The sequence below is a fragment of the Streptomyces sp. NPDC102490 genome (assembly GCF_044765285.1).
Lineage (GTDB): Bacteria > Actinomycetota > Actinomycetes > Streptomycetales > Streptomycetaceae > Streptomyces.
In genome coordinates this window covers 167,807-191,659 of the sequence record NZ_JBIWJU010000007.1, presented here as the reverse complement: position 1 = coordinate 191,659, position 23,853 = coordinate 167,807, and the positions used below count along the sequence as shown (strand labels likewise).

Annotated in this window: 16 protein-coding genes; 15 read left to right on the top strand and 1 reads right to left on the bottom strand. The window is 71.8% G+C overall.

Annotated features, from left to right (window positions below; genetic code table 11):
- Window positions 1-14: 14 nt before the first annotated feature.
- Window positions 15-1,019: a hypothetical protein gene (locus tag ACIRGB_RS17770; RefSeq protein ID WP_403865284.1), complete on the bottom strand. Its 1,005-nt coding sequence runs from the start codon at window positions 1,017-1,019 to the stop codon at window positions 15-17.
- A 138-nt stretch (window positions 1,020-1,157) separates the two neighbouring features.
- Between ACIRGB_RS17770 and ACIRGB_RS17765 the strand changes: the two genes are divergently transcribed.
- The 15 genes from ACIRGB_RS17765 to ACIRGB_RS17695 all read left to right on the top strand — a co-directional run bounded on the left by ACIRGB_RS17765 (window position 1,158) and on the right by ACIRGB_RS17695 (window position 23,669).
- Complete coding sequence (locus tag ACIRGB_RS17765) at window positions 1,158-3,782, top strand: valine--tRNA ligase (protein WP_403865282.1); 2,625 nt, start codon at window positions 1,158-1,160, stop codon at window positions 3,780-3,782.
- Between the two features lie 280 nt (window positions 3,783-4,062).
- Entirely contained in the window at window positions 4,063-5,586 is a 1,524-nt protein-coding gene (locus tag ACIRGB_RS17760) for a bifunctional folylpolyglutamate synthase/dihydrofolate synthase (protein ID WP_403865279.1), read from the top strand.
- A gap of 6 nt (window positions 5,587-5,592) precedes the next feature.
- Window positions 5,593-5,949 carry a DUF4233 domain-containing protein gene (locus tag ACIRGB_RS17755; RefSeq protein WP_403865276.1) on the top strand — a complete coding sequence of 119 codons (357 nt, stop codon included), beginning with the start codon at window positions 5,593-5,595 and terminating at the stop codon, window positions 5,947-5,949.
- Between the two features lie 120 nt (window positions 5,950-6,069).
- Complete coding sequence (gene ndk, locus ACIRGB_RS17750) at window positions 6,070-6,483, top strand: nucleoside-diphosphate kinase (RefSeq protein ID WP_403865273.1); 414 nt, start codon at window positions 6,070-6,072, stop codon at window positions 6,481-6,483.
- Window positions 6,484-6,802: 319 nt separating this feature from the next.
- Complete coding sequence (locus ACIRGB_RS17745; protein ID WP_052838153.1) at window positions 6,803-7,822, top strand: rod shape-determining protein; 1,020 nt, start codon at window positions 6,803-6,805, stop codon at window positions 7,820-7,822.
- A 182-nt stretch (window positions 7,823-8,004) separates the two neighbouring features.
- Window positions 8,005-9,048 (top strand): rod shape-determining protein MreC, encoded by a 1,044-nt coding sequence (gene mreC, locus ACIRGB_RS17740; RefSeq protein ID WP_403865270.1) that lies wholly within the window; start codon window positions 8,005-8,007, stop codon window positions 9,046-9,048.
- A gap of 13 nt (window positions 9,049-9,061) precedes the next feature.
- On the top strand, window positions 9,062-9,733 hold the full coding sequence (gene mreD, locus ACIRGB_RS17735) for a rod shape-determining protein MreD (RefSeq protein WP_403865267.1): 672 nt from the start codon (window positions 9,062-9,064) through the stop codon (window positions 9,731-9,733).
- 98 nt (window positions 9,734-9,831) lie between these two features.
- Complete coding sequence (mrdA, locus tag ACIRGB_RS17730) at window positions 9,832-12,132, top strand: penicillin-binding protein 2 (protein WP_403865264.1); 2,301 nt, start codon at window positions 9,832-9,834, stop codon at window positions 12,130-12,132.
- A complete protein-coding gene (rodA, locus tag ACIRGB_RS17725; RefSeq protein WP_403865261.1) occupies window positions 12,129-13,328 on the top strand; it encodes a rod shape-determining protein RodA in 1,200 nt (399 codons plus the stop codon). Before mrdA ends, rodA begins: the two co-directional genes overlap by 4 nt.
- A 91-nt stretch (window positions 13,329-13,419) precedes the next feature.
- A complete protein-coding gene (locus ACIRGB_RS17720; RefSeq protein WP_403865258.1) occupies window positions 13,420-15,378 on the top strand; it encodes a TIGR03960 family B12-binding radical SAM protein in 1,959 nt (652 codons plus the stop codon).
- A gap of 81 nt (window positions 15,379-15,459) precedes the next feature.
- Window positions 15,460-16,230 (top strand): SAM-dependent methyltransferase, encoded by a 771-nt coding sequence (locus ACIRGB_RS17715; protein ID WP_403865256.1) that lies wholly within the window; start codon window positions 15,460-15,462, stop codon window positions 16,228-16,230.
- 48 nt (window positions 16,231-16,278) lie between these two features.
- Window positions 16,279-17,370, top strand: coding sequence for a hypothetical protein (locus ACIRGB_RS17710; RefSeq protein ID WP_403865253.1), 1,092 nt, complete (start codon window positions 16,279-16,281; stop codon window positions 17,368-17,370).
- Between the two features lie 48 nt (window positions 17,371-17,418).
- Complete coding sequence (locus ACIRGB_RS17705) at window positions 17,419-18,195, top strand: TIGR03936 family radical SAM-associated protein (RefSeq protein WP_403865250.1); 777 nt, start codon at window positions 17,419-17,421, stop codon at window positions 18,193-18,195.
- A 277-nt stretch (window positions 18,196-18,472) separates the two neighbouring features.
- Window positions 18,473-22,468 (top strand): Rne/Rng family ribonuclease, encoded by a 3,996-nt coding sequence (locus ACIRGB_RS17700; RefSeq protein WP_403865247.1) that lies wholly within the window; start codon window positions 18,473-18,475, stop codon window positions 22,466-22,468.
- 139 nt (window positions 22,469-22,607) lie between these two features.
- On the top strand, window positions 22,608-23,669 hold the full coding sequence (locus ACIRGB_RS17695) for an iron-containing alcohol dehydrogenase family protein (protein ID WP_403865244.1): 1,062 nt from the start codon (window positions 22,608-22,610) through the stop codon (window positions 23,667-23,669).
- Window positions 23,670-23,853 lie beyond the last annotated feature (184 nt).

Genomic DNA, 23,853 nt, shown 5'->3' with positions numbered 1-23,853 from the left:
GTGGTCGCTCGGCGTCAGGCCTTGACGCGGATCTCCTTGCGGAGCTTCGTGGTGATGTCGACGGCGACGTCCTTCGTCACACCCTTGGTGGCGTCGCCCGGGGAGACCAGGGCGATCGTGCTGTAGTCGGCCCAGGCGCAGATCCAGTCGGTCTTCTCCTTCTTGGAGACCGGGTTGGTGCCCTGCACGCCCTGGCACTTCATGACCGCGCCGTCGATGTCGACCGACTCGGGTTCGCCCACGGCCTTGCCGCCACCTCCTGTCTCGGAGGAGGAGGACGAGTTCTCCTCGGACTCCTTCTTGAACTCGGCGAAGAACTTGTCGAGCACCGCCTCCGGGTCCGAGATCTTCCCGTACGCGCCGATGTAGGTGATGCCCTTGGCGGTCGCCATCTCACTGGGGTCCGGGGCAGTGCTCGGGTCCGAAGGGTCGTACCCGGTGAGGTCGGCGGTGGTGTAGAACCCGGTCACGCTCGTGCCGTCCTTGACGCCGCTCTTCTCAAGGTCCTTGACCGTGTCCGAGTCGGTCTCGGCGGCCTCGTCGCTGGCGCGCTTGTAATCGGTGAGCACCGTCGCCGGCGTCGTCAGCTTGTGGGCGCCGTCGTCCTCCAGGCCGCCCGCGCCGCCGCCTCCGCCGATCACGAAGTAGGCGCCCACGCCGATCGCCGCGACGACGGCGACCGCGCCGATGATCAGACCGGCCTTCTTCTTGCCGCCACCGCCCGCGGCCGGGGGCTGCGGCATGCCGTACGGCTGCTGGCCGTAGGGCGGCTGCTGACCGTACGGGGGCTGCTGACCGTACGCGGGCTGCTGGCCGTACGGCGGAGCCTGCGGCGGGACGCCGCCCTGCTGGGGCTGCTGCGGGTAGCCGTAACCCGGCTGCGGGGGCGGCGTCTGCTGGGGGTAGCCGTAGCCGGGCTGGGGGGCCTGCGGCGGCTGCTGGCCGTACGGTCCCGGCTGGCCGTACGGTCCGGGCTGCTGGGGCTGCCCGCCGTACGGGCCCGGCTGGTTGTGACTCATTCCTGGGTTCCCCCTCAGATGCTTTACGTGATGCTGACATCCTGACTCAGACCTGGCGTGCGCAGGTCACCGGGGGCCGCACCGTTACAGAAGAAACGCGTTTCGGGACCGGGCCGTGACGCCCGTAAACTGACCCCCGTGACCGAGAACTCTCAGCAGCCGCAGCCCGCACCCAGCACCGAACTGCCGACCCAGTACACGCCGGCCGAGGTAGAGGGGCAGCTGTACGAGCGCTGGGTGGAACGGGGTTACTTCGAGGCCGACGCGAAGAGCGAGAAGCCGCCGTACACCGTCGTCATCCCGCCGCCGAACGTCACGGGCAGCCTGCACCTCGGGCACGCCTTCGAGCACACGCTCATCGACGCCCTGACCCGCCGCAAGCGCATGCAGGGCTACGAGACGCTGTGGCAGCCCGGCATGGACCACGCCGGCATCGCCACGCAGAACGTCGTCGAGCGCGAGCTGGGCAAGGAGGGCAAGTCCCGGCACGACCTGGGCCGGGAGGCCTTCGTCGAGCGCGTCTGGCAGTGGAAGAGCGAGTCCGGCGGCCAGATCAGCGGCCAGATGCGCCGCCTCGGCGACGCCGTCGCCTGGTCGCGTGAGCGCTTCACGATGGACGAGGGCCTGTCCCAGGCCGTCCAGACCATCTTCAAGCGGCTCTACGACGACGAGCTGATCTACCGCGCCGAGCGCATCATCAACTGGTGCCCGCGCTGTCTGACCGCGATCTCCGACATCGAGGTCGAGTACCAGGACGACGACGGCGAGCTGGTCTCCATGAAGTACGGGGAGGGCGACGAGACCATCGTCGTCGCCACCACCCGCGCGGAGACGATGCTCGGCGACACCGCCGTCGCCGTCCACCCCGAGGACGAGCGCTACAAGCACCTGGTCGGCAAGCAGATCAAGCTGCCGCTGACCGACCGCTCCATCCCGGTCGTCGCCGACGAGCACGTCGACCCCGAGTTCGGCACCGGCGCCGTCAAGGTGACGCCCGCCCACGACCCGAACGACTTCGAGATCGGCCGGCGCCACGACCTGCCCGCCATCGCGGTCATGGACGAGCACGCCGTCATCACCGCCCACGGCCCCTTCCAGGGCCTGGACCGCCTCGAAGCCCGCTCCGCCATCGTCGCCGCGCTGCGCGCCGAGGGCCGGATCGTCGCCGAGAAGCGGCCCTACGTCCACTCCGTCGGCCACTGCTCGCGCTGCAAGACCACCATCGAGCCGCGCCTGTCCATGCAGTGGTGGGTCAAGGTCGGCCCGCTGGCGAAGGCCGCCGGTGACGCGGTCCGCGACGGCAAGGTCAAGATCCACCCGCAGGAGATGGAGAAGCGGTACTTCGACTGGGTCGACAACCTCCACGACTGGTGCATCTCGCGCCAGCTGTGGTGGGGCCACCGCATCCCCGTCTGGTACGGCCCGGACGGCGAGGTCGTCTGCGTCGGCCCCGACGAGGAGCCGCCGAGCGGCGAGGGCTGGTACCAGGACTCCGACGTCCTGGACACCTGGTTCTCCTCCGGCCTGTGGCCCTTCTCCACCCTCGGCTGGCCCGAGCGGACCGAGTCGCTCGCGAAGTTCTACCCGAACTCCGTCCTGGTCACCGGCTACGACATCCTCTTCTTCTGGGTCGCCCGGATGATGATGTTCGGCCTCTACGCGATGGACGGCACCCCGCCGTTCCACACCATCGCCCTGCACGGCATGGTCCGTGACCAGAACGGCAAGAAGATGTCCAAGTCCTTCGGGAACGTCGTGAACCCGCTGGACTGGATGGACAAGTACGGCTCCGACGCGCTGCGCTTCACCCTCGCGCGCGGCGCCAACCCGGGCGTCGACGTCCCGATCGGCGAGGACTGGGTCCAGGGCTCCCGGAACTTCGCCAACAAGATCTGGAACGCCACCCGCTTCGCGCTGATGAACGGCGCGACGGTGGACGGCCCGCTGCCGGACGCGTCGAAGATGTCCTCGACCGACCGGTGGATCCTCTCCCGGCTCAACTCGGTCGTCGCCGAGGTCGACGCGTACTACGAGGACTACCAGTTCGCGAAGCTCTCCGACACCCTGTTCCACTTCGCCTGGGACGAGGTCTTCGACTGGTACGTCGAGCTGTCCAAGACCACCTTCCAGGCGGGCGGCGAGGCCGCCGAGGTCTCCCAGCGGGTCCTGGGCGAGGTCCTGGACGTCACGCTGCGCCTCCTCCACCCGGTCGTCCCCTTCGTCACCGAGACGCTGTGGACGACGCTCACCGGTGGCGAGTCGGTCGTCATCGCCGAGTGGCCCACCGACTCGGGCTTCCGGGACGCGGACGCCGAGCGGGAGATCGAGACCGTCCAGTCGGTGATCACCGAGGTCCGGCGCTTCCGTGCCGACCAGGGGCTCCAGCCCGGCCAGCGGGTCCCGGCCCGGCTGACGCTCGCGGGCAGCCCGCTCGCGGCGCACGAGGCGGCCGTCCGGCAGCTGCTGCGGCTCCAGCCGGAGGGCGAGTCCTTCACGGCGACGGCGACACTGCCGGTGGCGGGCGTCGAGGTGGCCCTCGACCTCTCCGGTGTCATCGACTTCGCCGCCGAGCGCAAGCGGCTGGCGAAGGACCTCGCCGCCGCGGAGAAGGAGAAGGCCCAGGCGAACGCCAAGCTCGGCAACGAGGCGTTCCTCGCCAAGGCGCCGGACCACGTGGTGGACAAGATCCGGGGCCGCCTCGCCAAGGCGGACGAGGACATCACCCGCATCGCCGCCCAGCTGGAAAAGCTGCCGGAGGCGTAGCCGCCGTTACGTCAGGACGGCCCCCGGTACCGTGCCGGCGCCGGGGGCCGTCACCTACCCAGGGGCGCGGGGCTGTATCGATATGCGGCTCCGCCGCCTGGGCGCGACCGGCCACAACGGTGCCGCACTCGCCGCGGGACCCAAGCCACCCCACTCCGCCGGCGCCCCGCAGGGGGTCGCGCAGCCCGGCGCTCACGGGGTGCCGCCGCGCCCACCCGTGCCGCCCCAGGCGGCACGACTGCCCGCGGTTACGGGGGACCGGGTACGTAGACTAGTCCCCGTGAGCGACAACCCCGGCGAGAACGACCAGCCCGACCCCTCCGACCCCCTCGACTCCTTCGACGAGATCATCGACGCGGAGACCACCCGCGACCCCGACCTCGCCGTCATCGAGGCCGGCAGCCGCACCCTGCGCACCCAGGGCGGCCCCCCGGAGGCCGACGTCCCCGGGCGCCCGGAGGACCCCGAGGTGGACGCGGCGCTGCGCGCCGTCGAGACGGAGCTGGCGACCCGCTGGGGCGAGACCAAGCTGGAGCCGTCCGTCACCCGGATCGCCGCGCTGATGGACGTGCTGGGCGAGCCGCAGCGCTCGTACCCCTCCATCCACATCACCGGGACCAACGGCAAGACCTCCACCGCCCGCATGATCGAGGCCCTGCTCGGCGCCTTCGAGCTGCGCACCGGGCGGTACACCTCGCCGCACGTGCAGTCGATCACCGAGCGGATCAGCCTGGACGGGGCCCCGATCTCCGCCGAGCGGTTCGTCGAGACGTACGAGGACATCAAGCCGTACGTCGAGATGGTCGACGCCCAGCAGGAGTACCGGCTGTCGTTCTTCGAGGTGCTGACCGCCATGGCGTACGCCGCCTTCGCCGATGCGCCCGTGGACGTGGCCGTCGTCGAGGTCGGCATGGGCGGCTCCTGGGACGCCACCAACGTCATCGACGGGGACGTGGCCGTCGTCACCCCCATCGACCTGGACCACACCGACCGGCTCGGCGGGACGCCCGGCGAGATCGCGGTCGAAAAGTCCGGCATCGTCAAGCAGGACGCCACCGTCATCCTCGCCCAGCAGCCGGTGGACGCGGCGCAGGTGATGCTGAAGAAGGCCGTCGACGTCAACGCCACCGTGGCCCGCGAGGGGCTGGAGTTCGGCGTCGTGGCCCGCGAGATCGCGGTCGGCGGGCAGCTGGTGACCCTGCGCGGGCTCGGCGGCGAGTACACCGAGGTCTACCTGCCGCTGCACGGCGCCCACCAGGCGCACAACGCGGCGGTGGCGCTGGCCGCCGTGGAGGCGTTCTTCGGCGTCGGCGCGCAGCGCCCCGAGTCGCTGGACCTCGACACCGTCCGCAAGGCCTTCGCCTCCGTCGCCTCGCCGGGGCGGATGGAGGTGGTGCGGCGCTCGCCGACCGTGGTCCTCGACGCCGCGCACAACCCGGCCGGCGCCCGCGTCACCGCCGAGGCGGTGGGGGAAGCGTTCCAGTTCAGCCGGCTCATCGGGGTGGTCGGTGCCAGCGCCGACAAGAACGTACGGGGGCTGCTCGAGGCCTTCGAGCCGGTCTTCGCCGAGGTCGTCGTCACCCAGAACTCCAGCCACCGCGCGATGGACGCCGACGAGCTGGCCGCGATCGCCGTGGAGGTCTTCGGCGACGACCGCGTCCAGGTCGAGCCGCGGCTGCCCGACGCCCTGGAGGCCGCGATCACGCTGGCCGAGGAGGAGGGCGAGTTCGCGGGCGGCGGTGTGCTCGTCACCGGTTCCGTCATCACCGTCGGCGAGGCCCGACTGCTCCTGAGGAGGGGCTGAGAAACCGTGCGTACGCTCTGTGCTTCCACTCTGATCGGCGAGTTCTTCGTGATCGGCTTCGCCGGACTGGTCGCCATGAAGGACCCGGACCTGTCCGTGGGGACGGTGTGGACGGTCAGCGGCATCGCCATGGTCCTCAGCGTGCTGCTGTGCGGGGTCATCACCCGGCCCGGCGGGATCGCCCTCGGCTGGGCGCTCCAGGTCGCGCTGATCGCCTCCGGCTTCGTGGTGCCGACCATGTTCTTCCTCGGCGTGATCTTCGCCGCCCTGTGGTGGGCCTCCGTGCACTACGGGCGGAAGATCGACGAGGCGAAGGCGAGGTTCGCCGCCCAGGCCGAGGCCTCCGCGCCCGACCCCGCCTGACGGGAGGGCGCGGCCCCGGCCGACGGACCCGGTGTGCCTGACGCTGCGTGACGGGGACCGCGACACGCCCGGTAACCTCATTCATCACCCGCACGACCGCACATCTCCAAGGGAGCCCTCGTGACCCAGCGCAGCCTCGTCCTCCTCAAGCCCGACGCCGTCCGTCGTGGCCTGACCGGCGAGATCATCAGCCGTATCGAGCGCAAGGCCGGCTGGCAGATCACCGCGCTGGAACTGCGCACCCTGGACAACGAGACGCTGGAGCAGCACTACGGCGAGCACAAGGGCAAGCCGTTCTACGAGCCGCTGGTCGAGTTCATGGCGTCCGGGCCGGTCGTCGCGATGGTCGTCGAGGGCGAGCGGGTCATCGAGGGCGTGCGCGCGCTGGCCGGTCCGACCGACCCGATCGCCGCCGCCCCGGGCTCCATCCGCGGGGACTACGGGGTGATCGTGCGCGAGAACCTGATCCACGCCTCCGACTCCGAGGAGTCCGCCGAGCGTGAGCTGAAGATCTTCTTCCCGGGCCGGGTCTGATCCTCCTTCGGGACACGCCGGGAGCCTCTTTTTCCTGACGCCATGTCAGCCGAATGGACCGGGCGGCGCCGGGGCGGTCGCGCGAAAGCGACCGCCCTGTGGCATATGCGCGCCTGATCGGGGGAACGGATCCCACCGTTGGCCCGTCTCCACAAGCGAGGCGGTGCGCCATCTGCTGACAATGGCGGAGACCCTCGCGCAGTGTTCGCGAAAGCGCGTCTACGATGGAAGCCTCCACGCGTCACTGCACCCACTTCGCCGACCTGAAAAGCCCTCAAAAGCTCCTGGGAAGGCCAGTCGAATCCTGATGGGGAACTCAATGTCGTTCATCGGCCGTGACATGGCTGTCGACCTCGGGACCGCCAACACGCTGGTGTACGTCAGGGGTCGCGGGATCGTACTCAACGAGCCGTCCGTCGTCGCGATCAACACCAACACCGGTGGCATCCTCGCGGTCGGCGCCGAAGCGAAGAAGATGATCGGGCGCACGCCCGGCAACATCGTTGCCGTGCGCCCGCTGAAGGACGGCGTCATCGCCGACTTCGAGATCACCGAGCGGATGCTCCGCTACTTCATTCTGAAGATCCACAAGCGGCGTTATCTGGCTCGTCCGCGGGTCGTCGTCTGTGTGCCCTCGGGCATCACCGGCGTCGAGCGCCGCGCCGTCATCGAGGCGTCGTCCCAGGCCGGCGCCCGGCAGGTGCACATCATCGAGGAGCCCATGGCCGCGGCCATCGGCTCCGGCCTGCCGGTCCACGAGGCCACGGGCAACATGGTGGTGGACATCGGCGGCGGCACCACGGAGGTCGCGGTCATCTCGCTCGGCGGCATCGTCACGGCCCAGTCCATCCGCGTCGCGGGTGACGAGCTGGACAACGCGATCATCCAGCACGTGAAGAAGGAGTACAGCCTTCTGCTGGGTGAGCGCACGGCCGAACAGATCAAGATCACGATCGGTTCTGCGTACGACCTCGACGCTGACGAGCACACCGAAATCCGCGGCCGGGACCTCGTCTCCGGGCTGCCCAAGACCGTCGTCATCTCCGCCGCCGAAGTGCGCAAGGCGATCGAGGAGCCGGTCAACGCCATCGTCGACGCCGTCAAGACGACCCTCGACAAGTGTCCGCCGGAGCTGTCCGGCGACATCATGGACCGGGGCATCGTGCTGACCGGCGGCGGTGCGCTGCTGCGCGGGCTCGACGAGCGGCTGCGCCGGGAGACCGGGATGCCGATCCACATCGCCGAGGACCCGCTGGACAGCGTGGCGCTCGGCAGCGGCAAGTGCGTCGAGGAGTTCGAAGCGCTCCAGCAGGTGCTGGACGCCTCGCCCCGCAGATGACGTAACACTTCGGTTCCGCCGTACGAGACGATCTCCTCTCGTGCGGCGGATCGTTGATATAGAGGGTTCCGGTACCGGATGCGCGTGACGCGCCCGACGTACCGCATCACCTGAATTCCCGAACACCGCCACGTACATTCCGAGATTCCCGAATTCCGACGAGGAAGGCACGGCCGCCGCACGTGAGGGACACGAAAGAGAGCCGGCTGCTCCTGGTGCTGCTGATCGCCATCGCGTTCGCACTGATCACGGTGGACATCCGCGGCGGGGAGGACTCACCGGTCGACGGTGCCCGGCAGGCCGCGGCCAATGTCTTCGGTCCGATCGAGAACGGGGTCTCCTCCGCGGTCGACCCGGTCGGCAACGCGGTCTCCGCGATCCGGGACTCCGGCGACCGGCACGACCGGCTCTCGCGGCTGGAGACCGAGAACGCGGCCCTCAAGGCGAAGCTCGGCAGCGACGAGCGCGGCCGCAGCCGGCTGAAGCAGTTCGACAAGATGCTGGGCCTCGCCGGGGCCGGGCAGTACGGCATCAAGGGCGCCCAGGTGATCGCCATAGGAGCCGCCCAGGGCTTCTCCTGGACCATCACCATCGACGCCGGCGCCAACGACGGCGTCAAGCGCGACATGACCGTCCTCAACGGCGACGGCCTCGTCGGACGCGTGACCACCGTCGGCCCGAACACCGCCACCGTGCTGCTCGCCAACGACCCGGACTTCACCGTCGGCACCCGGATGGAGTCCGGCGACGAACTCGGCTTCGCCTCCGGCCAGGGCAGCCGCCCGCTGCGCGTCGAACTCCTCAACGGCAAGGCCGACGTCAAGAAGGGCGACCGCCTCGTCACCTTCGGCTCCCAGGCCGACAGGCCGTTCGTACCGGGCGTGCCCGTCGGCACCATCACCCGCGTCGACCCCAACGGCGGCGACCTCACCCGCATCCTCGACGTCACGCCGTTCGTCAGCTTCACCAAGCTCGACATCGTCGGCGTCGTCGTCCAGGCCCCGGCGAAGGACCCGCGCGACACGGTGCTCCCGGAGAAGAAGCAGCCGAAGCCCACGCCGACCGTGACGGTCACCGTCACCCCCGGGGCCGACCCCGAGGGCCGGGCCCAGAACGACGAGGCCGGGCAGAACGACGCGACCGGGCAGAACGACGCCACCGGCCAGGACGATGCCACCGGCCAGAACGACCAGACAGAGCAGCAGAACGAGCAGCCCGAGCCGTAGGAGCCTTCACCCCATGCGCGTCAACCGGATCCTGCTGTCCGTCGCCCTGGTCGTCGTCGCCCTGGTGATCCAGGTCAGCGTCCTCGCCCGCCTCCACCTGCCCGGCGCCGTCCCCGACCTGCTGCTGCTCACCGTCCTCGGCCTCGCCCTGGTCTACGGCCACGTCGGCGGCGCCCTCGTCGGATTCGGCGCCGGCCTCCTCGCCGACCTGGCCCCGCCCGCCGACCACGCCGCCGGCCGCTACGCCCTGGTGCTGTGCGTCATCGGCTACCTCGCCGGCCTCGCCAGACCGGACAACGGACGGCTCCGCTCGGCCACCGGCCCCATGGTCGTCGTGGTCGCCGCCGCCATCGGCACCACCCTGCTCTACGCCGGCGTCGGCGCCCTCGTCGGCGACACCGCCGCCCGCCACGTCGGCCTGCCCAGCCTGCTGTTCACGGCCGCCCTGTACGACCTGCTGCTCGCGCCCTTCGTCGTCCCCGGCATCATGGCGCTCGCCCGGCGCGCCGAGCACGACCCGCTGGCCGACACCAACGCCGCCGCCCAGAGCCCCGACATCTCCTCCGGCTGGCTCTCCGGAGGCACCGGCCTGCGCATCGGCAAACAGCGCAACGGGCTGCGGGTGAAGGCGGCCCGCGCGCGCGTGGCCCGCGCCGGACGCATCAAGGGGGTCAAGCGGCTGTGACGGCCCGCCAGCACACCCGTACCCACTGCGTCAGGGGGAGGCAGCAGTGACCGCCCGCCCGTCGCCCACCACCACCCTCAACCGGATGGGCTGCGCCCATGACTAACATTCCCGAGACCGGCCGCAGCACCCGCGTCCAGACCCGGCTCGTCGTCATCCAGATCCTCGTCCTCTCCCTCCTCGCCACCCTCGGCGGCCGCCTCTGGTACCTCCAGATCCGTCAGGGCGACGAATACGCCGAGGAAGCCTCCGGCAACCACGTCCAGCAGGTCGTCCAGCCCGCCACCCGCGGCTCGATCCTGGACGCCCGCGGCGTCGCCCTCGCCGACAACGAGACCCGGCTGGTCGTCTCCGCCTCCCGCACCGACCTGCTGAAGATGAAGGACGACGGCAAGTCCGTCCTCACCAAGCTGGCCGGCGTCCTCGGCATGAAGCCCCAGGACGTCATCGACAAGGTCCGGCTCTGCGACGCCAAAACCCCCCAGCCCTGCTGGAACGGCTCGCCCTACCAGCCGATCCCCGTCACCGACGAGGCCACCGTCAAGCAGGCCCTGCAGATCCGCGAGCGCGCCGAGGACTTCCCCGGCATCACCGCCGAACCCATGGCCGTACGCCGCTACGCAGCCCCCGGCAAGTCCAACACCGCCCAGGTCCTCGGCTACCTCTCGCCGGTCACCGACGAGGAACTGCAAAAGGCCCAGGACACCGACTCGCCCTACCTGCGCTCCGACCAGGTCGGCCGCTCCGGCCTGGAACGCCAGTACGACAAGGCGCTGCGCGGCAAGGCCGGCGTCACCCGCTACGAGGTCGACAACCTCGGCCGCGTCATCGGCGAGGCCGAGTCCGACGCGGGCACCCCCGGCTCCAACCTCGTCACCAGCATCGACGCCCGCGTCCAGCGGGTCGCCGAGTACGAGCTGAACGAGGCGATGAAGGCCGCCCGCAAGGAGATGGACCGCAACACCAACCGGACTTACGAGGCCGACTCCGGCGCGGTCGTGGTGATGGAGGCCAAGACCGGTCGGGTCGTCGCCATGGCCTCCAACCCCGACTACGACCCCAACGCCTGGGTCGGCGGCATCTCCGCCAAGGACTACAAGAAGCTCACCGGCAAGGACTCCAACTACCCGCTGCTCAACCGCGCCATCCAGGGCCAGGCGGCCCCCGGCTCCATCTTCAAGGTCGTCTCCTCGGCCGCCGCGGTCGAGGCCGGCTACGACTTCGACGGCAACTACGACTGCTCCAGCGCCTACGACGTCGGTGGCCAGGTCTTCAAGAACTTCGAGTCGGCCAACGAAGGCATGATCACCATCGGCCGCGCCCTGGAACTCTCCTGCGACACCGTCTTCTACCGCCTGTCCCACCAGGAGTGGAAGAAGGACGGCGGGATGAACCCCAAGCACCCCAACGACTACTTCTACAAGGCCGCCCACCAGTTCGGCCTCGGCGCCAAGACCGGCATCGACCTCCCCAACGAGGTCAGCGGCCGCGTCCCTGACCGCCAGTGGAAGCAGGACTACTGGAAGGCCAACAAGGACGCCTGGTGCAAGTCCGGCAAGAAGGACGGCTCCTACGTCGAGAAGATCGCGTACGAGAACTGCCTCGAAGGCAACAAGATGCGCGCCGGTGACTCCATCAACTACTCCATCGGCCAGGGCGACACCCTCGTCACCCCCATCCAGATGGCCACCATCTACTCGGCCATCTCCAACGGCGGCACCCTCTACGACCCGTCCATCGGCAAGGCCGTCGTCAGCCCCGACGGCAAGAACGTCCGCGAGATCCGGCCCACGGCGCACGGCAAGCTGCCCATAAGCAAGACCACGCTGGCCAAGATGGACGAGGCCCTCGCCGGCGTCGCCAGCCGGGGCACCGCCGCCTGGCGGTTCGCCCAGGTCGGCTGGCCGCAGGACAAGATCCCGATGCACGCCAAGACCGGTACCGCCGAGGTCTACGGCAAGCAGACCACGTCCTGGTTCGCGACGTACACCAAGGACTACTCGATCGTCATGACCATCTCCCAGGGCGGCACCGGCTCCGGCGCCTCGGGACCCGCCGTCCGCAACATCTACGACGCGCTGTACGGCGTCTCCGACGACGGCGACATCGACCCGAAGAAGGCACTGCTGCCCAAGCCGCAGGCGAGCCTCCCGAAGATCAAGACGGACGGCACCATCCGCTCGCCGAAGATGCCCAGGGACGTCGTCAAGGAGCTCCAGCCCGACGAGAAGGCCTCCCCGGACGAGGAGTACGCCCCCGTCGAGGAAGGCGACCAGCCGGCGACCACCCCCAACCAGAACGGCCAGAACCGCGACACCCGCCGCCCACGACGCCGAGGCGGCGCACGGCGCGGCCCCCGGCGCGGCGGCGACGGACGAAGCCGGAGGGCGCGCGCATGACCGGGGCCAACAGCTTCCAGGTCTCCGGCTACGGACCCGAGAAGGCCGGCTGGACCCGCCTCTTCGCCCGGGACTCCATGGCGCGGCGGCTCGACTGGCCGATACTGCTGGCCGCCGTCGCGCTGTCCCTGATGGGCTCGCTGCTCGTCTACTCCGCGACCCGCAACCGCACCGAACTCAACCAGGGCGACCCGTACTACTTCCTCACCCGGCACCTCCTGAACACCGGCATCGGCCTCGCCCTGATGGTCGCCACCGTCTGGCTCGGCCACCGCGCCCTGCGCACCGCCGTGCCGCTCCTGTACGGCGCGTCCGTCTTCCTGATCCTGCTGGTGCTCACCCCGCTCGGCTCGACCATCAACGGCGCCCACTCCTGGATCAAGCTCCCGGGCGGCTTCTCCCTGCAACCCTCGGAGTTCGTGAAGATCACGATCATCCTGGGCATGGCGATGCTGCTGGCGGCACGCGTCGATGCGGGGGACCGGCCGCACCCCGACCAGCGCACCGTGCTCCAGGCCCTGGGGCTGGCCACCGTGCCGATGCTCATCGTGATGCTGATGCCCGACCTCGGGTCGGTCATGGTCATGGTCATCATCGTGCTCGGCATCCTGCTCGCCTCCGGCGCCAGCAACCGCTGGATCTTCGGACTGCTCGGCGCCGGCACCGCCGGGGCGCTCGCCGTGTGGCAGCTCGGCATCCTGGACGAGTACCAGATCGCCCGCTTCGCCGCCTTCGCCAACCCCGCCCTCGACCCCGCGGGCGTCGGCTACAACACCAACCAGGCCCGTATCGCCATCGGCTCCGGCGGACTCACCGGCTCCGGCCTCTTCCACGGCTCCCAGACCACCGGCCGGTTCGTCCCCGAACAGCAGACCGACTTCGTCTTCACCGTGGCCGGAGAGGAACTGGGCTTCCTCGGCGCGGGCCTCATCATCGCCCTGCTCGGCGTGGTCCTCTGGCGCGCCTGCAAGATCGCCCGCAGCACCCCCGACCTGTACGGCACGGTCGTCGCCGCCGGGATCGTCGCCTGGTTCGCCTTCCAGACCTTCGAGAACGTCGGCATGACGCTCGGCATCATGCCGGTCACCGGCCTGCCCCTGCCCTTCGTCTCCTACGGCGGCTCCTCCATGTTCGCCGTGTGGATAGCGGTCGGCCTGCTCCAGTCGATCACCGTGCAGCGACCGATGTCGGCGTAGCCCGGCACCCGCCCGGTGAGCGGTAAGGGGGACCGTCCCGGCCGGGTTAGGCTGGATGGTCCCCCCTGTCCGCACACAAAGGTCCCGTGAGATGCCTGCCGAAGCCACCCAGGCCGCCGAGTCCGTGTTTCCGCAGCTCGAAGCCCTGCTCCCGCATGTGCAGAAGCCGATCCAATACGTCGGCGGAGAGCTGAACTCCACGGTCAAGGACTGGGAATCCTGCGACGTCCGCTGGGCCCTGATGTACCCCGACGCCTACGAGGTCGGCCTGCCCAACCAGGGCGTCATGATCCTCTACGAGGTGCTCAACGAGCAGCAGGGCGTCCTCGCCGAGCGCACCTACAGTGTGTGGCCGGACCTGGAGGAGCTGATGCGGGAGCACTCCGTCCCGCAGTTCACCGTCGACAGCCACCGCCCGGTCGGCGCCTTCGACGTCTTCGGCCTCTCCTTCTCCACGGAGCTGGGCTACACCAACATGCTCACCGCCCTGGACCTGGCGGGCATCCCCCTGGAGGCCAAGGACCGCGGCATCGACGACCCGGTCGTCCTGGCCGGCGGCCATGCCGCCTTCAACCCCGAGCCGATCGCCGACTTCATCGACTGCGCCGTCATCGGCGACGGCGAGCAGGCCGTCCTGGAGATCACGGCGATCATCCGCGCCTGGAAGGCCGAGGGCCGCCCCGGCGGCCGCGAGGAACTCCTCCTGCGTCTCGCCAAGACCGGCGGCGTCTACGTCCCCGGCTTCTACGACGTCGAGTACCTCCCCGACGGCCGTATCGCCCGCGTCGTCCCCAACCGCTCCGGCGTCCCGTGGCGGGTCAGCAAGCACACCGTCATGGACCTCGACGAGTGGCCCTACCCCAAGCAGCCCCTCGTCCCGCTCGCCGAGACCGTCCACGAGCGCATGTCCGTGGAGATCTTCCGCGGCTGCACCCGCGGCTGCCGCTTCTGCCAGGCCGGCATGATCACCCGCCCGGTCCGCGAGCGCTCCATCACCGGCATCGGCGAGATGGTCGACAAGGGCCTGAAGGCCACCGGCTTCGAAGAGGTCGGCCTGCTGTCCCTCTCCTCCGCCGACCACACGGAGATCGCCGACGTCGCCAAGGGCCTCGCCGACCGGTACGAGGAGGACAAGATCGGCCTGTCCCTCCCCTCCACCCGCGTCGACGCCTTCAACATCGACCTGGCCAACGAGCTGACCCGCAACGGCCGCCGCTCCGGCCTCACCTTCGCCCCCGAGGGCGGCTCCGAGCGCATCCGCAAGGTCATCAACAAGATGGTCTCCGAGGACGACCTCATCCGGACCGTCGCCACGGCCTACGGCAACGGCTGGCGGCAGGTGAAGCTGTACTTCATGTGCGGCCTGCCCACCGAGACCGACGACGACGTCCTCCAGATCGCCGACATGGCCACCCGCGTCATCGCCAAGGGCCGCGAGGTCTCCGGCTCCGGCGACATCCGCTGCACGGTCTCGATCGGCGGCTTCGTCCCCAAGCCCCACACCCCCTTCCAGTGGGCCCCGCAGCTCTCCGCCGAGGAGACCGACGCCCGCCTCCAGAAGCTCCGCGACAAGATCCGCGGCGACAAGAAGTACGGCCGCTCCATCGGCTTCCGCTACCACGACGGCAAGCCCGGCATCGTCGAGGGCCTCCTCTCCCGCGGCGACCGCCGCCTCGGCGCCGTCATCCGCGCCGTCTACGACGACGGCGGCCGCTTCGACGGCTGGCGCGAGCACTTCTCCTACGACCGCTGGATGGCCTGCGCCGACAAGGCCCTGGCACCGACCGGCGTCGACGTCGACTGGTACACCACCCGCGAGCGCGGCTATGAGGAGGTCCTCCCCTGGGACCACCTCGACTCCGGCCTCGACAAGGAGTGGCTCTGGGAGGACTGGCAGGACGCCCTCGACGAGACCGAGGTCGACGACTGCCGCTGGACCCCGTGCTTCGACTGCGGGGTGTGCCCCGCGATGGACACCGAGATCCAGGTCGGCCCCACCGGCAAGAAGCTGCTGCCGCTGACGGTCAAGAACAGCGCTCCGGCCGGCTGACCACGGGGAGTCCCGTGCATGGCCGGCGGGCCGTAGTTAAATCGCTCGGCATGCTGCTCGGGGGGAATTACCGTCCGTCGTATGACCGCTTCCGATCTTCCCCCGCGTCTCGGCAGTCTGACGTTCCACGGGCCGCTGTCCGAAGTCCGAGCCGGGCGGATGGTCGCGCGGCTCGCCGCCGCCTCGCCCGCGACCGTCCTCGACATCGGCTGCGGCTGGGGCGAACTGCTGCTCCGTGTCCTGGAGTCCGTCCCCGGGGCGACGGGCGTGGGCCTGGACGTCAACGCCGAAGACCTGGCCAGGGGCAGGGAGCTAGCGAAGGAACGCGGGCTCGCCGATCGGGTCGAGTTCGTGGCGGAGTCGGCCCTCGGCACGCGACGCGGGCCCGTGGACGCGGTGCTCTGCCTGGGCTCCGGCCAGGCGCTGTGCGACCCGGGGCAGCCGTACGATCCCGGTGTCGTGCTGCGCGAGCTGCGCCGCCTGGTCCGCCCCGGCGGCCGCGTCGTGCTCGGCGAGGGCTTCTGGGAGCGCCTCCCGTCGGAGGCGGAACTGGCGGCCATGTGGCCCGGGGCGCGCGCGGGCGATCACCTGGAGCTCGGCCCGCTGGTCGACCTCGCGGTCGCGTCCGGCTTCCGGCCGGCCTGGATCGAGTCGGCGAGCAGGGAGGAGTGGGAGGAGTTCGAGTCCGGCTACCGCCATGACACGGAGCTGTGGCTCGCCGCTCACCCGGACCACCCCCTTGCCGCCGAGACCCGGGAGCGGGTCGACGGCCAGCGGTCCTCCTGGATCAACGGCTATCGCGACGTCCTCGGCATCACGTATCTGACGCTGGTGCCGGTCACCGGGTCCTGAGTCGGACTCCCTGGGATCCGAACCGGGTCCCGCGGCGTCCTTGTGAGCATGGTGGACGTGGAGAAGGCGCCCGGTGCGGAACCGCAGGCCGGGCAGGGGGAGCCGGTGCGCCGGTCGGACGCCGAGGGGTGTCTGGCCGTGGCGGTCCGGATACCGGTGCGGATCGTGGTGCTGGTGCTGGTCCTGCCGGTGCGCATGGTGTGGGACGCGCTGGTCGTCGCGGGGCGGTTCCTGCGGGACACGGTGCTGCGTCCGGCCGGGCGGGCGCTGGCGTGGCTGGGGCGGGCCCTCTTCGTGTGGCCGCTGGTCGGGCTGTGGCGGTACGTCGTCGTGCCGCTGGCCAAGGGCGTGGGGTGGCTGGGGCACGTGCTGCTCGTGGTGCCGGCGGTGTGGCTGTACCGGTGGGTGCTGACCCCGGTCGGGCACGGGCTCGGCTGGTTCTTCACCCGGGTGGGCGCGGTGCTCGCGGCGATCGGACGCGGGCTGTACGCCGGTCTGGCGTGGCTCGGGCGGTACCTGCTCGTGGTACCGGCGGTGTGGCTGTACCGGTGGGTGCTCACCCCGGTCGGGCACGCGCTTGCCTGGTGCGGCAGGGGGCTCGTCTGGTGCGGCAGGCAGGTGGCGCGGGGTGTGGGGCTGGTCGTCACCGGGGTCGGGTTCGTTCTGTACTGGACCGTCCGGGTGCTGCTGGTACTGCCGGCCCTCGCCGTGTGGCGGTGGGTGTTCACTCCGATCGGCCGGGTGCTCGCCGTCGTCGGACGGGAGGTGGCGGACGCCCTCGGGCACGCCTGGCGGATCGCCGGGCACCTCTCGCGCGCCATCGGGCGGTTCCTCGGCACCGTCCTGCGGTGGACCGTGGCCGAACCGGCGCGCTGGGTGTACCGGAGTGTGCTGACCCCGGCCGGGCACGCCGTGCGGGACGCCGTCCTGCGGCCGCTCGCCGCGGCGGGCCGCGCCGCGGGGCGGGCGACCCGGCAGGCGCTGGCCTCGGCCCGGCTGTCCGTACGGCAGGCCCGCGCCGATGTACGCCGGATGCTCTTCGGGGACCCCGCCGGGCGCCGGCCGGTGGACCGGCGGGAACCATCCGCCGCCGAGGCACGTACTCTTGGTAGGAGTACGACCGCTCTCACGAAGGACTGAACGACACTGGGCAAGCGACAGCCCGAAGGCCCGCCGCCCGTTCCCGCGGTGCAGCGCATCCGACTGCGCTACACCAAGCGCGGCCGCCTCCGGTTCACCAGCCACCGTGACTTCCAGCGCGCCTTCGAGCGTGCGCTGCGCCGCGCCGAGGTGCCGATGGCGTACTCGGCGGGGTTCACCCCGCACCCGAAGGTGTCGTACGCCAATGCCGCACCCACCGGCACGGGCAGTGAGGCGGAGTACCTGGAGATCGCGCTCACCGAAGCGCGCGACCCGGAGCGGCTGCGGCTGCTCCTCGACGAGTCGCTGCCCGCCGGGCTCGACGTCGTCGAGGCGGTCGAGGCCCGGACCTCCGGGCTCGCCGACCGGCTGACGGCCTCCGTGTGGGAGCTGCGGCTGGACGGTGTGGAGTCCGCCGAGGCCGAAGCCGCCGTCGCGGCGTTCAACGCGGCCCCGGCGGTGGAGGTCCAGCGCCGTACGAAGAACGGCGTCCGCACCTTCGACACCCGCTCCGCCGTCGCGCACCTCGAGAGCGTCACCACGCACGATTCACCGGCTGATAGGCCGACCGACCGGCCCTGTGCGATACTGCGGCTGGTTGTTCGGCACGTGACGCCTGCCGTACGACCCGACGACGTCCTGTCCGGTCTTCGCGCCGTGGCCGACCTGGCGCCGCCGGTCCCCGCAGCGGTGACCAGGCTGGCGCAGGGGCTGTTCGATGAAGAGACCGGTGCGGTGACCGACCCGCTCGCGCCCGACCGCGAGGCAGAAGCGCCCGTGCCGCATCCGGCCGCCGCTTCCGCCGCCGCGAAGGCGCCGGCGTAAGGAAGGTTCCGCGTAGGGACGGACGTCGTAGCGCCGCCCTCGAACTCGGGAGCCACCTGGGTCGGGCAGCGCACCGACCACAAGACTTTCGCCAGGCCGTGCACGACAAGGGGTACGGAACCGGCGAGACAAGACACGGAGAGCTTCCGAGCGGCGCCCGCGCCCCGGACGGCGGCAATCGCGCACCGCGCGAGCCGCGGACGTCACCGGCGGTCGGCCGACATGTCGATGCCGGACCAGGCGCGGCGCCCGGGAGCCTGACGGGAGAAACCCCCGCATGCTCGAACCGACCGAACCCACCGAGTCGTCGACCGCTTCGACGGACTCCGCATCGAACACCCCCAGCGACACCCTGCCGCCGCGCCGTCGGCGCAGGGCCGCGTCCCGCCCGGCGGGTCCGCCGTCCGGCGCCGCCGAGGCGGCGGCGGAGACCGTCGCCTCGGCCGAGGCGGCCCCCGCCGAGGTGGCCGAGGCCCCCGAGCCGGCTCCGGAGCCCGCTCCCGCCCGGCCGCGGCGCCGTGCCGTACGCCGTGCCGCCGCGCCCGCCGGGGCGCCCGCGGCGGCGGAGGCGGCCGAGACCGTCGTGCCCGCGGTCCCCGCCGCCGAGGCACCGGCGCAGGCCGAGGAGCCCGTCGAGGCCACCGAGAGCGCCGCGCCCAAGGGGCGTACCCGCCGTCGTGCCACGCGCAGCGTGACCTCGGCCAGCGAGCAGGCCGCAGCCGAGCCGACCGCAGCCGAGCCGGCCGTCACCGAGCCCGCCGCCGTGGCCCCGGAGCCCGCCGAGGCCGAGACGGAAGAGGCCGAGAGCGCCGCGCCCAAGGGCCGGACCCGCCGTCGTGCCACGCGCCGCGTGACCGCCCCGGCCGAGGCGCCCGCCGAGGCCGCCGCCGAAGCGAGCGCGCCCGAGCCCGCCGCCGCGGCCCCCGCGCCCGCGAAGGCGACGAAGACCACCGCGCCCGCCGAGAGCGCCGCGCCCGCCGCGCCCGTGGAGAGCGCCGAGTCCGGCGAGGACGCCGCGCCGCGTCGTGCGCGCCGCCGGTCCACCCGTAAGGCCGCCACCGGTTTCGCCGCCCCGGCGCAGACCGCCGCGGCGTCGGACGAGGCGGAGGCGCCCAAGCGCCCGTCGCGTCCCGCGGTCGCCGTGTTCCAGGCGCCGGTGTTCGCCGAGCCCCAGTTCCAGACGCCCGAGCGGGCCGCGGCCGAGGCCGCCGCCGAGGCGGCCGGTGCCGAGCCGGCGAAGCCCGTCGAGGAGATGGAGAGCGCGGAGGCTCCGGAGGAGCAGTCCGCAGGATCGCGCCGCCGCCGCAAGCGCCGGGGCGCCGCCGCCGAGGAGGCCGCCGAGGAGCGGGCCACCGCCGCCGTCACCCAGGCCGAGCCCCAGGCGGAGGCCGACACCGAGCCCGAGCCCGAGCCCGAGTCCGACGCCGAGTCCGACGAGTCGGGCGAGGACCACGACGACGCCGACGGCTACGAGGAGTCCGGCTCGCGCCGTCGTCGTCGCCGGGGCGGCCGCCGCCGCCGCCGGGGTGACGCCGCCGACGGCGACCTGGCGGACGGCGAGGGCGAGTACGCCGCCGCCGACCGGGCCGAGCAGGACGCTTCGGACACCGCCGAGCAGGCGGAGGAGGACGCCGAGGACGGCGAGGAGGCCGCCGGGGAGAGCGGTTCCAGCAGCAGCCGGCGCCGCCGTCGCCGTCGCCGCCGGGCCGGGGACGGCTCCGGGGAGGCCGAGTCCTCCTCCGACGACCCCGAGCGCACCGTCGTCAAGGTCCGCGAGCCGCGGCCCGCGCGGGAGAAGAGCGAGCCGTCCGACGAGGTGCAGTCCATCAAGGGCTCGACCCGTCTGGAGGCCAAGAAGCAGCGCCGCCGGGAGGGCCGCGAGCAGGGCCGCCGGCGCGTGCCGATCATCACCGAGGCCGAGTTCCTGGCCCGCCGCGAGGCCGTCGAGCGCGTCATGGTCGTCCGCCAGCACGGCGAGCGCACCCAGATCGGCGTCCTGGAGGACGGGGTGCTCGTCGAGCACTACGTCAACAAGGAGCAGGCCACCTCGTACGTCGGCAACGTCTACCTCGGCAAGGTGCAGAACGTGCTGCCGTCGATGGAGGCCGCCTTCATCGACATCGGCAAGGGCCGCAACGCCGTCCTGTACGCCGGTGAGGTCAACTTCGAGGCGCTGGGCATGGCCAACGGCCCGCGCCGCATCGAGTCCGCCCTCAAGTCCGGCCAGCCGGTCCTGGTGCAGGTCACCAAGGACCCGATCGGTCACAAGGGCGCCCGCCTGACCAGCCAGGTCTCGCTGCCCGGCCGCTACCTGGTCTACGTGCCCGAGGGCTCGATGACCGGCATCAGCCGCAAGCTGCCCGACACCGAGCGGTCCCGGCTGAAGACGATCCTGAAGAAGATCGTCCCCGAGGACGCGGGCGTCATCGTGCGCACCGCCGCCGAGGGCGCCAGCGAGGACGAGCTGCGCCGCGACGTCGAGCGGCTCCAGGCGCAGTGGGAGGACATCCAGAAGAAGGCGAAGAGCGGCGGCAGCTCGAACGCGCCCTCGCTGCTCTACGGCGAGCCGGACATGACCGTCCGGGTCGTGCGCGACATCTTCAACGAGGACTTCTCCAAGGTCGTCGTCAGCGGCGACGAAGCCTGGCAGACCATCCACGGCTACGTGTCCCACGTGGCGCCGGACCTCGCCGAGCGGCTGTCCAAGTGGACCAGCGAGGTCGACGTCTTCGCCACGTACCGGATCGACGAGCAGCTGGCCAAAGCGCTGGACCGCAAGGTCTGGCTGCCCAGCGGCGGTTCGCTGGTGATCGACCGGACCGAGGCGATGGTCGTCGTCGACGTCAACACCGGCAAGTTCACCGGTCAGGGCGGCAACCTCGAGGAGACGGTCACCAGGAACAACCTGGAGGCGGCCGAGGAGATCGTGCGTCAGCTGAGGCTGCGCGACCTCGGCGGCATCATCGTCATCGACTTCATCGACATGGTCCTGGAGTCCAACCGGGACCTGGTGCTGCGGCGTCTGCTGGAGTGCCTGGGCCGGGACCGGACCAAGCACCAGGTCGCCGAGGTGACCTCGCTGGGTCTGGTGCAGATGACCCGCAAGCGGGTCGGACAGGGCCTGCTGGAGTCGTTCTCGGAGACCTGCGTCCACTGCAACGGCCGCGGTGTCATCGTCCACCTCGACCAGCCGGCGTCCGCCGCGGGCGGCGGCGGTGGCAAGCGCCGCAAGCGGGCCCGGGCCGGCGGCGAGCAGCCGCACGAGCACGAGGCCGTCGCCGGGGTCGAGACCGGCCCCACGGCGGAGCAGGAGGCGGACACCGAGTCCGAGGCCGAGGTGGCCGCCGAGGTGGCCGAGCCGGTCGCCCTCCCGGCGCCCGACTTCAGCGCGGACGAGGAGCTGTACAGCAGCGCCGCCGAGGCCGAGGCCGCCGCCACGCGGGGCCGTGGCCGCCGTCGCGCCAGCCGTCGGGCGTCCGCCCCGGCCGGTGCGCCGAAGGCCGCGCAGGGCGAGGCCGCCAAGGCCGAGTCCGCGCCCGCCGAGGCGCCGACCGCGCAGGACGTCACGGTGCGGGAGGAGGTCGAGCGTCCCGTGCGGCGCGAGCCCGCCGCCGAGGTGCTGGCCGAGCCCGCCGCCGTCGAGGACGCGGTCTCCGGGGCCCCCGCCCCGGCTCCGTCCGAGGCGTCGGTGGCCGCGCCGGAGGAGGCCGCGCCCAAGGGCCGTACCCGCCGCCGGGCCACCCGGAAGGTGTCCGCACCGGCCGGTTCGCCCGAGGGCGCCGAGGCCGCCGTCCTGACGGTCCCGGAGACCGTGGTGGCCGAGGGGCCGGAGCCGTCCGCGCAGCCGGAGCAGGCGCCTGAGGCCCCGGCCGCCGCCGAGGTGGCCGAGAGCGCCGCCCCGGCCCGTCCGCGGCGCCGCGCGGTGCGCAAGCCCACCACGTCCACCGCGTCCGAGGAGGCGGCCGTCGTGGTCGTCCCGTCGGTCCCGGCACAGGACGCGGCCGGGCAGGCCGAGGAGCAGACCGACGCCGAGGCCGCCCCGGCCAAGAAGGCGGCGGCCCGCAAGACGGCCAAGAAGGCGACGGCGAAGAAGGCCGCCACCAAGAAGACCGCGGCCAAGAAGGCGACGACCGCGAAGAAGGCCACCGCCAAGAAGACGGCCAAGACGACGACCGCCAAGAAGGCCACGGCCAAGAAGACGGCGTCGAAGAAGACCGCGGCGGCCGCCCAGCAGGCACCGTCGTCGGTCACGGCCGCCACCGACGAGGGCTGATCCGGCACCTGTCCAAAAACGTGTGGCCCCGTCCGGAGGGATTCCGCCCGGACGGGGCCACACGTTTCCCCGGGTCCTCCCGGGCGCATCATCAACGACAGCCGCGTCGCCGCGGTGACGGGCGAGGAGAGGAGACCGCGTGCCGGTACTGACGAGGCTCATCCCCTCGCCGCTCGTCGTGGACGTCCGGCCGGGCGCCCTGGACGACCTGGCGAGCGTCCTCGCGGACCAGCGGATCTCGCAGTCCGGGAAGCTGGCCGTGGCGGTCAGCGGCGGCTCGGGGGCACGGCTGCGCCGGCGGCTGGAGCCGTCCCTGCCCGGCGCCCACTGGTTCGAGGTCGGCGGCGGCACGATCGACGACGCGGTGCGGCTGGCCGACGGCATGAAGGCGGGGCGCTACGACGCGGTGGTCGGTCTGGGCGGCGGCAAGGTCATCGACTGCGCCAAGTTCGCCGCGGCCCGGGTCGGCCTGCCCATGGTCGCCGTGGCCACCAACCTGTCCCACGACGGCATCTGCTCGCCGGTCTCGATCCTCGACAACGACGCGGGCCGCGGCTCCTACGGCGTGCCGACGCCCATCGCGCTCGTCGTCGACCTCGCGGTGATCCGCGAGGCGCCGATCCGCTTCGTGCGCTCCGGGATCGGCGACGCCGTCTCCAACATCTCCGCGGTCGCCGACTGGGAGCTGGCCCACCGGGTGAACGGCGAGAAGGTCGACGGCCTCGCCGCCGCCCTCGCCCGGCAGGCCGGTCAGGCCGTGCTGCGCCACCCGGGAGGCTGCGGCGACGACGCGTTCCTGACCGTGCTGACCGAGGGCCTGGTGCTGTCCGGCATCGCCATGACCATCGCCGGGCACACCCGCCCCTCGTCCGGTGCCTGCCACGAGATCAGCCACGCCCTCGACCTGCTGTATCCCCGGCGCGCGGCCAGCCACGGCGAGCAGGTGGGCCTCGGCGCGGCCTTCGCGACGTATCTGCGCGGCGACCGGGAGGGCGCCCTGCTGACGGCGGACACGCTGCGCCGGCACGGGCTGCCGGTGACCGCCCGGGAGATCGGGTTCGACGACGCGGAGTTCGTGCGGGCCGTGGGCTTCGCGCCGCAGACCCGGCCCGGCCGGTACACGATCCTGGAGCACCTCGACCTGTCGCCCGCGCGGGCGGGGGAGGCGTACGCCGAGTACGTCGCGGCCGTCTCCGGTTGACGCCGGGGGCCCGGTTTGACCCCTGTCGTGCGGCCCCGTAATCTTGAGCGTCGGCGTGTCGACTGACGCGTCACATCCCCGTAAACCTCTTTCCTTCCGGGTACGGGCCCTCGTGGCCCCGGCCGGGAGAGGCTGTCCGTGTGTCACCGGGTGGCTGGACTGCGGGGGTGCCGTTCCGAGCGAG

What these genes read in the sequence shown, in the direction of transcription:
- ACIRGB_RS17770 (WP_403865284.1), bottom strand. Translation starts at nt 1,019, where the DNA reads ATGAGTCACAACCAGCCGGGCCCGTACGGCGGGCAGCCCCAGCAGCCC.
- ACIRGB_RS17745 (WP_052838153.1), top strand. Translation starts at nt 6,803, where the DNA reads ATGTCGTTCATCGGCCGTGACATGGCTGTCGACCTCGGGACCGCCAAC.
- mreD (WP_403865267.1), top strand. Translation starts at nt 9,062, where the DNA reads ATGCGCGTCAACCGGATCCTGCTGTCCGTCGCCCTGGTCGTCGTCGCC.
- mrdA (WP_403865264.1), top strand. Translation starts at nt 9,832, where the DNA reads ATGACTAACATTCCCGAGACCGGCCGCAGCACCCGCGTCCAGACCCGG.
- rodA (WP_403865261.1), top strand. Translation starts at nt 12,129, where the DNA reads ATGACCGGGGCCAACAGCTTCCAGGTCTCCGGCTACGGACCCGAGAAG.
- ACIRGB_RS17720 (WP_403865258.1), top strand. Translation starts at nt 13,420, where the DNA reads ATGCCTGCCGAAGCCACCCAGGCCGCCGAGTCCGTGTTTCCGCAGCTC.
- ACIRGB_RS17715 (WP_403865256.1), top strand. Translation starts at nt 15,460, where the DNA reads ATGACCGCTTCCGATCTTCCCCCGCGTCTCGGCAGTCTGACGTTCCAC.
- ACIRGB_RS17710 (WP_403865253.1), top strand. Translation starts at nt 16,279, where the DNA reads ATGGTGGACGTGGAGAAGGCGCCCGGTGCGGAACCGCAGGCCGGGCAG.
- ACIRGB_RS17700 (WP_403865247.1), top strand. Translation starts at nt 18,473, where the DNA reads ATGCTCGAACCGACCGAACCCACCGAGTCGTCGACCGCTTCGACGGAC.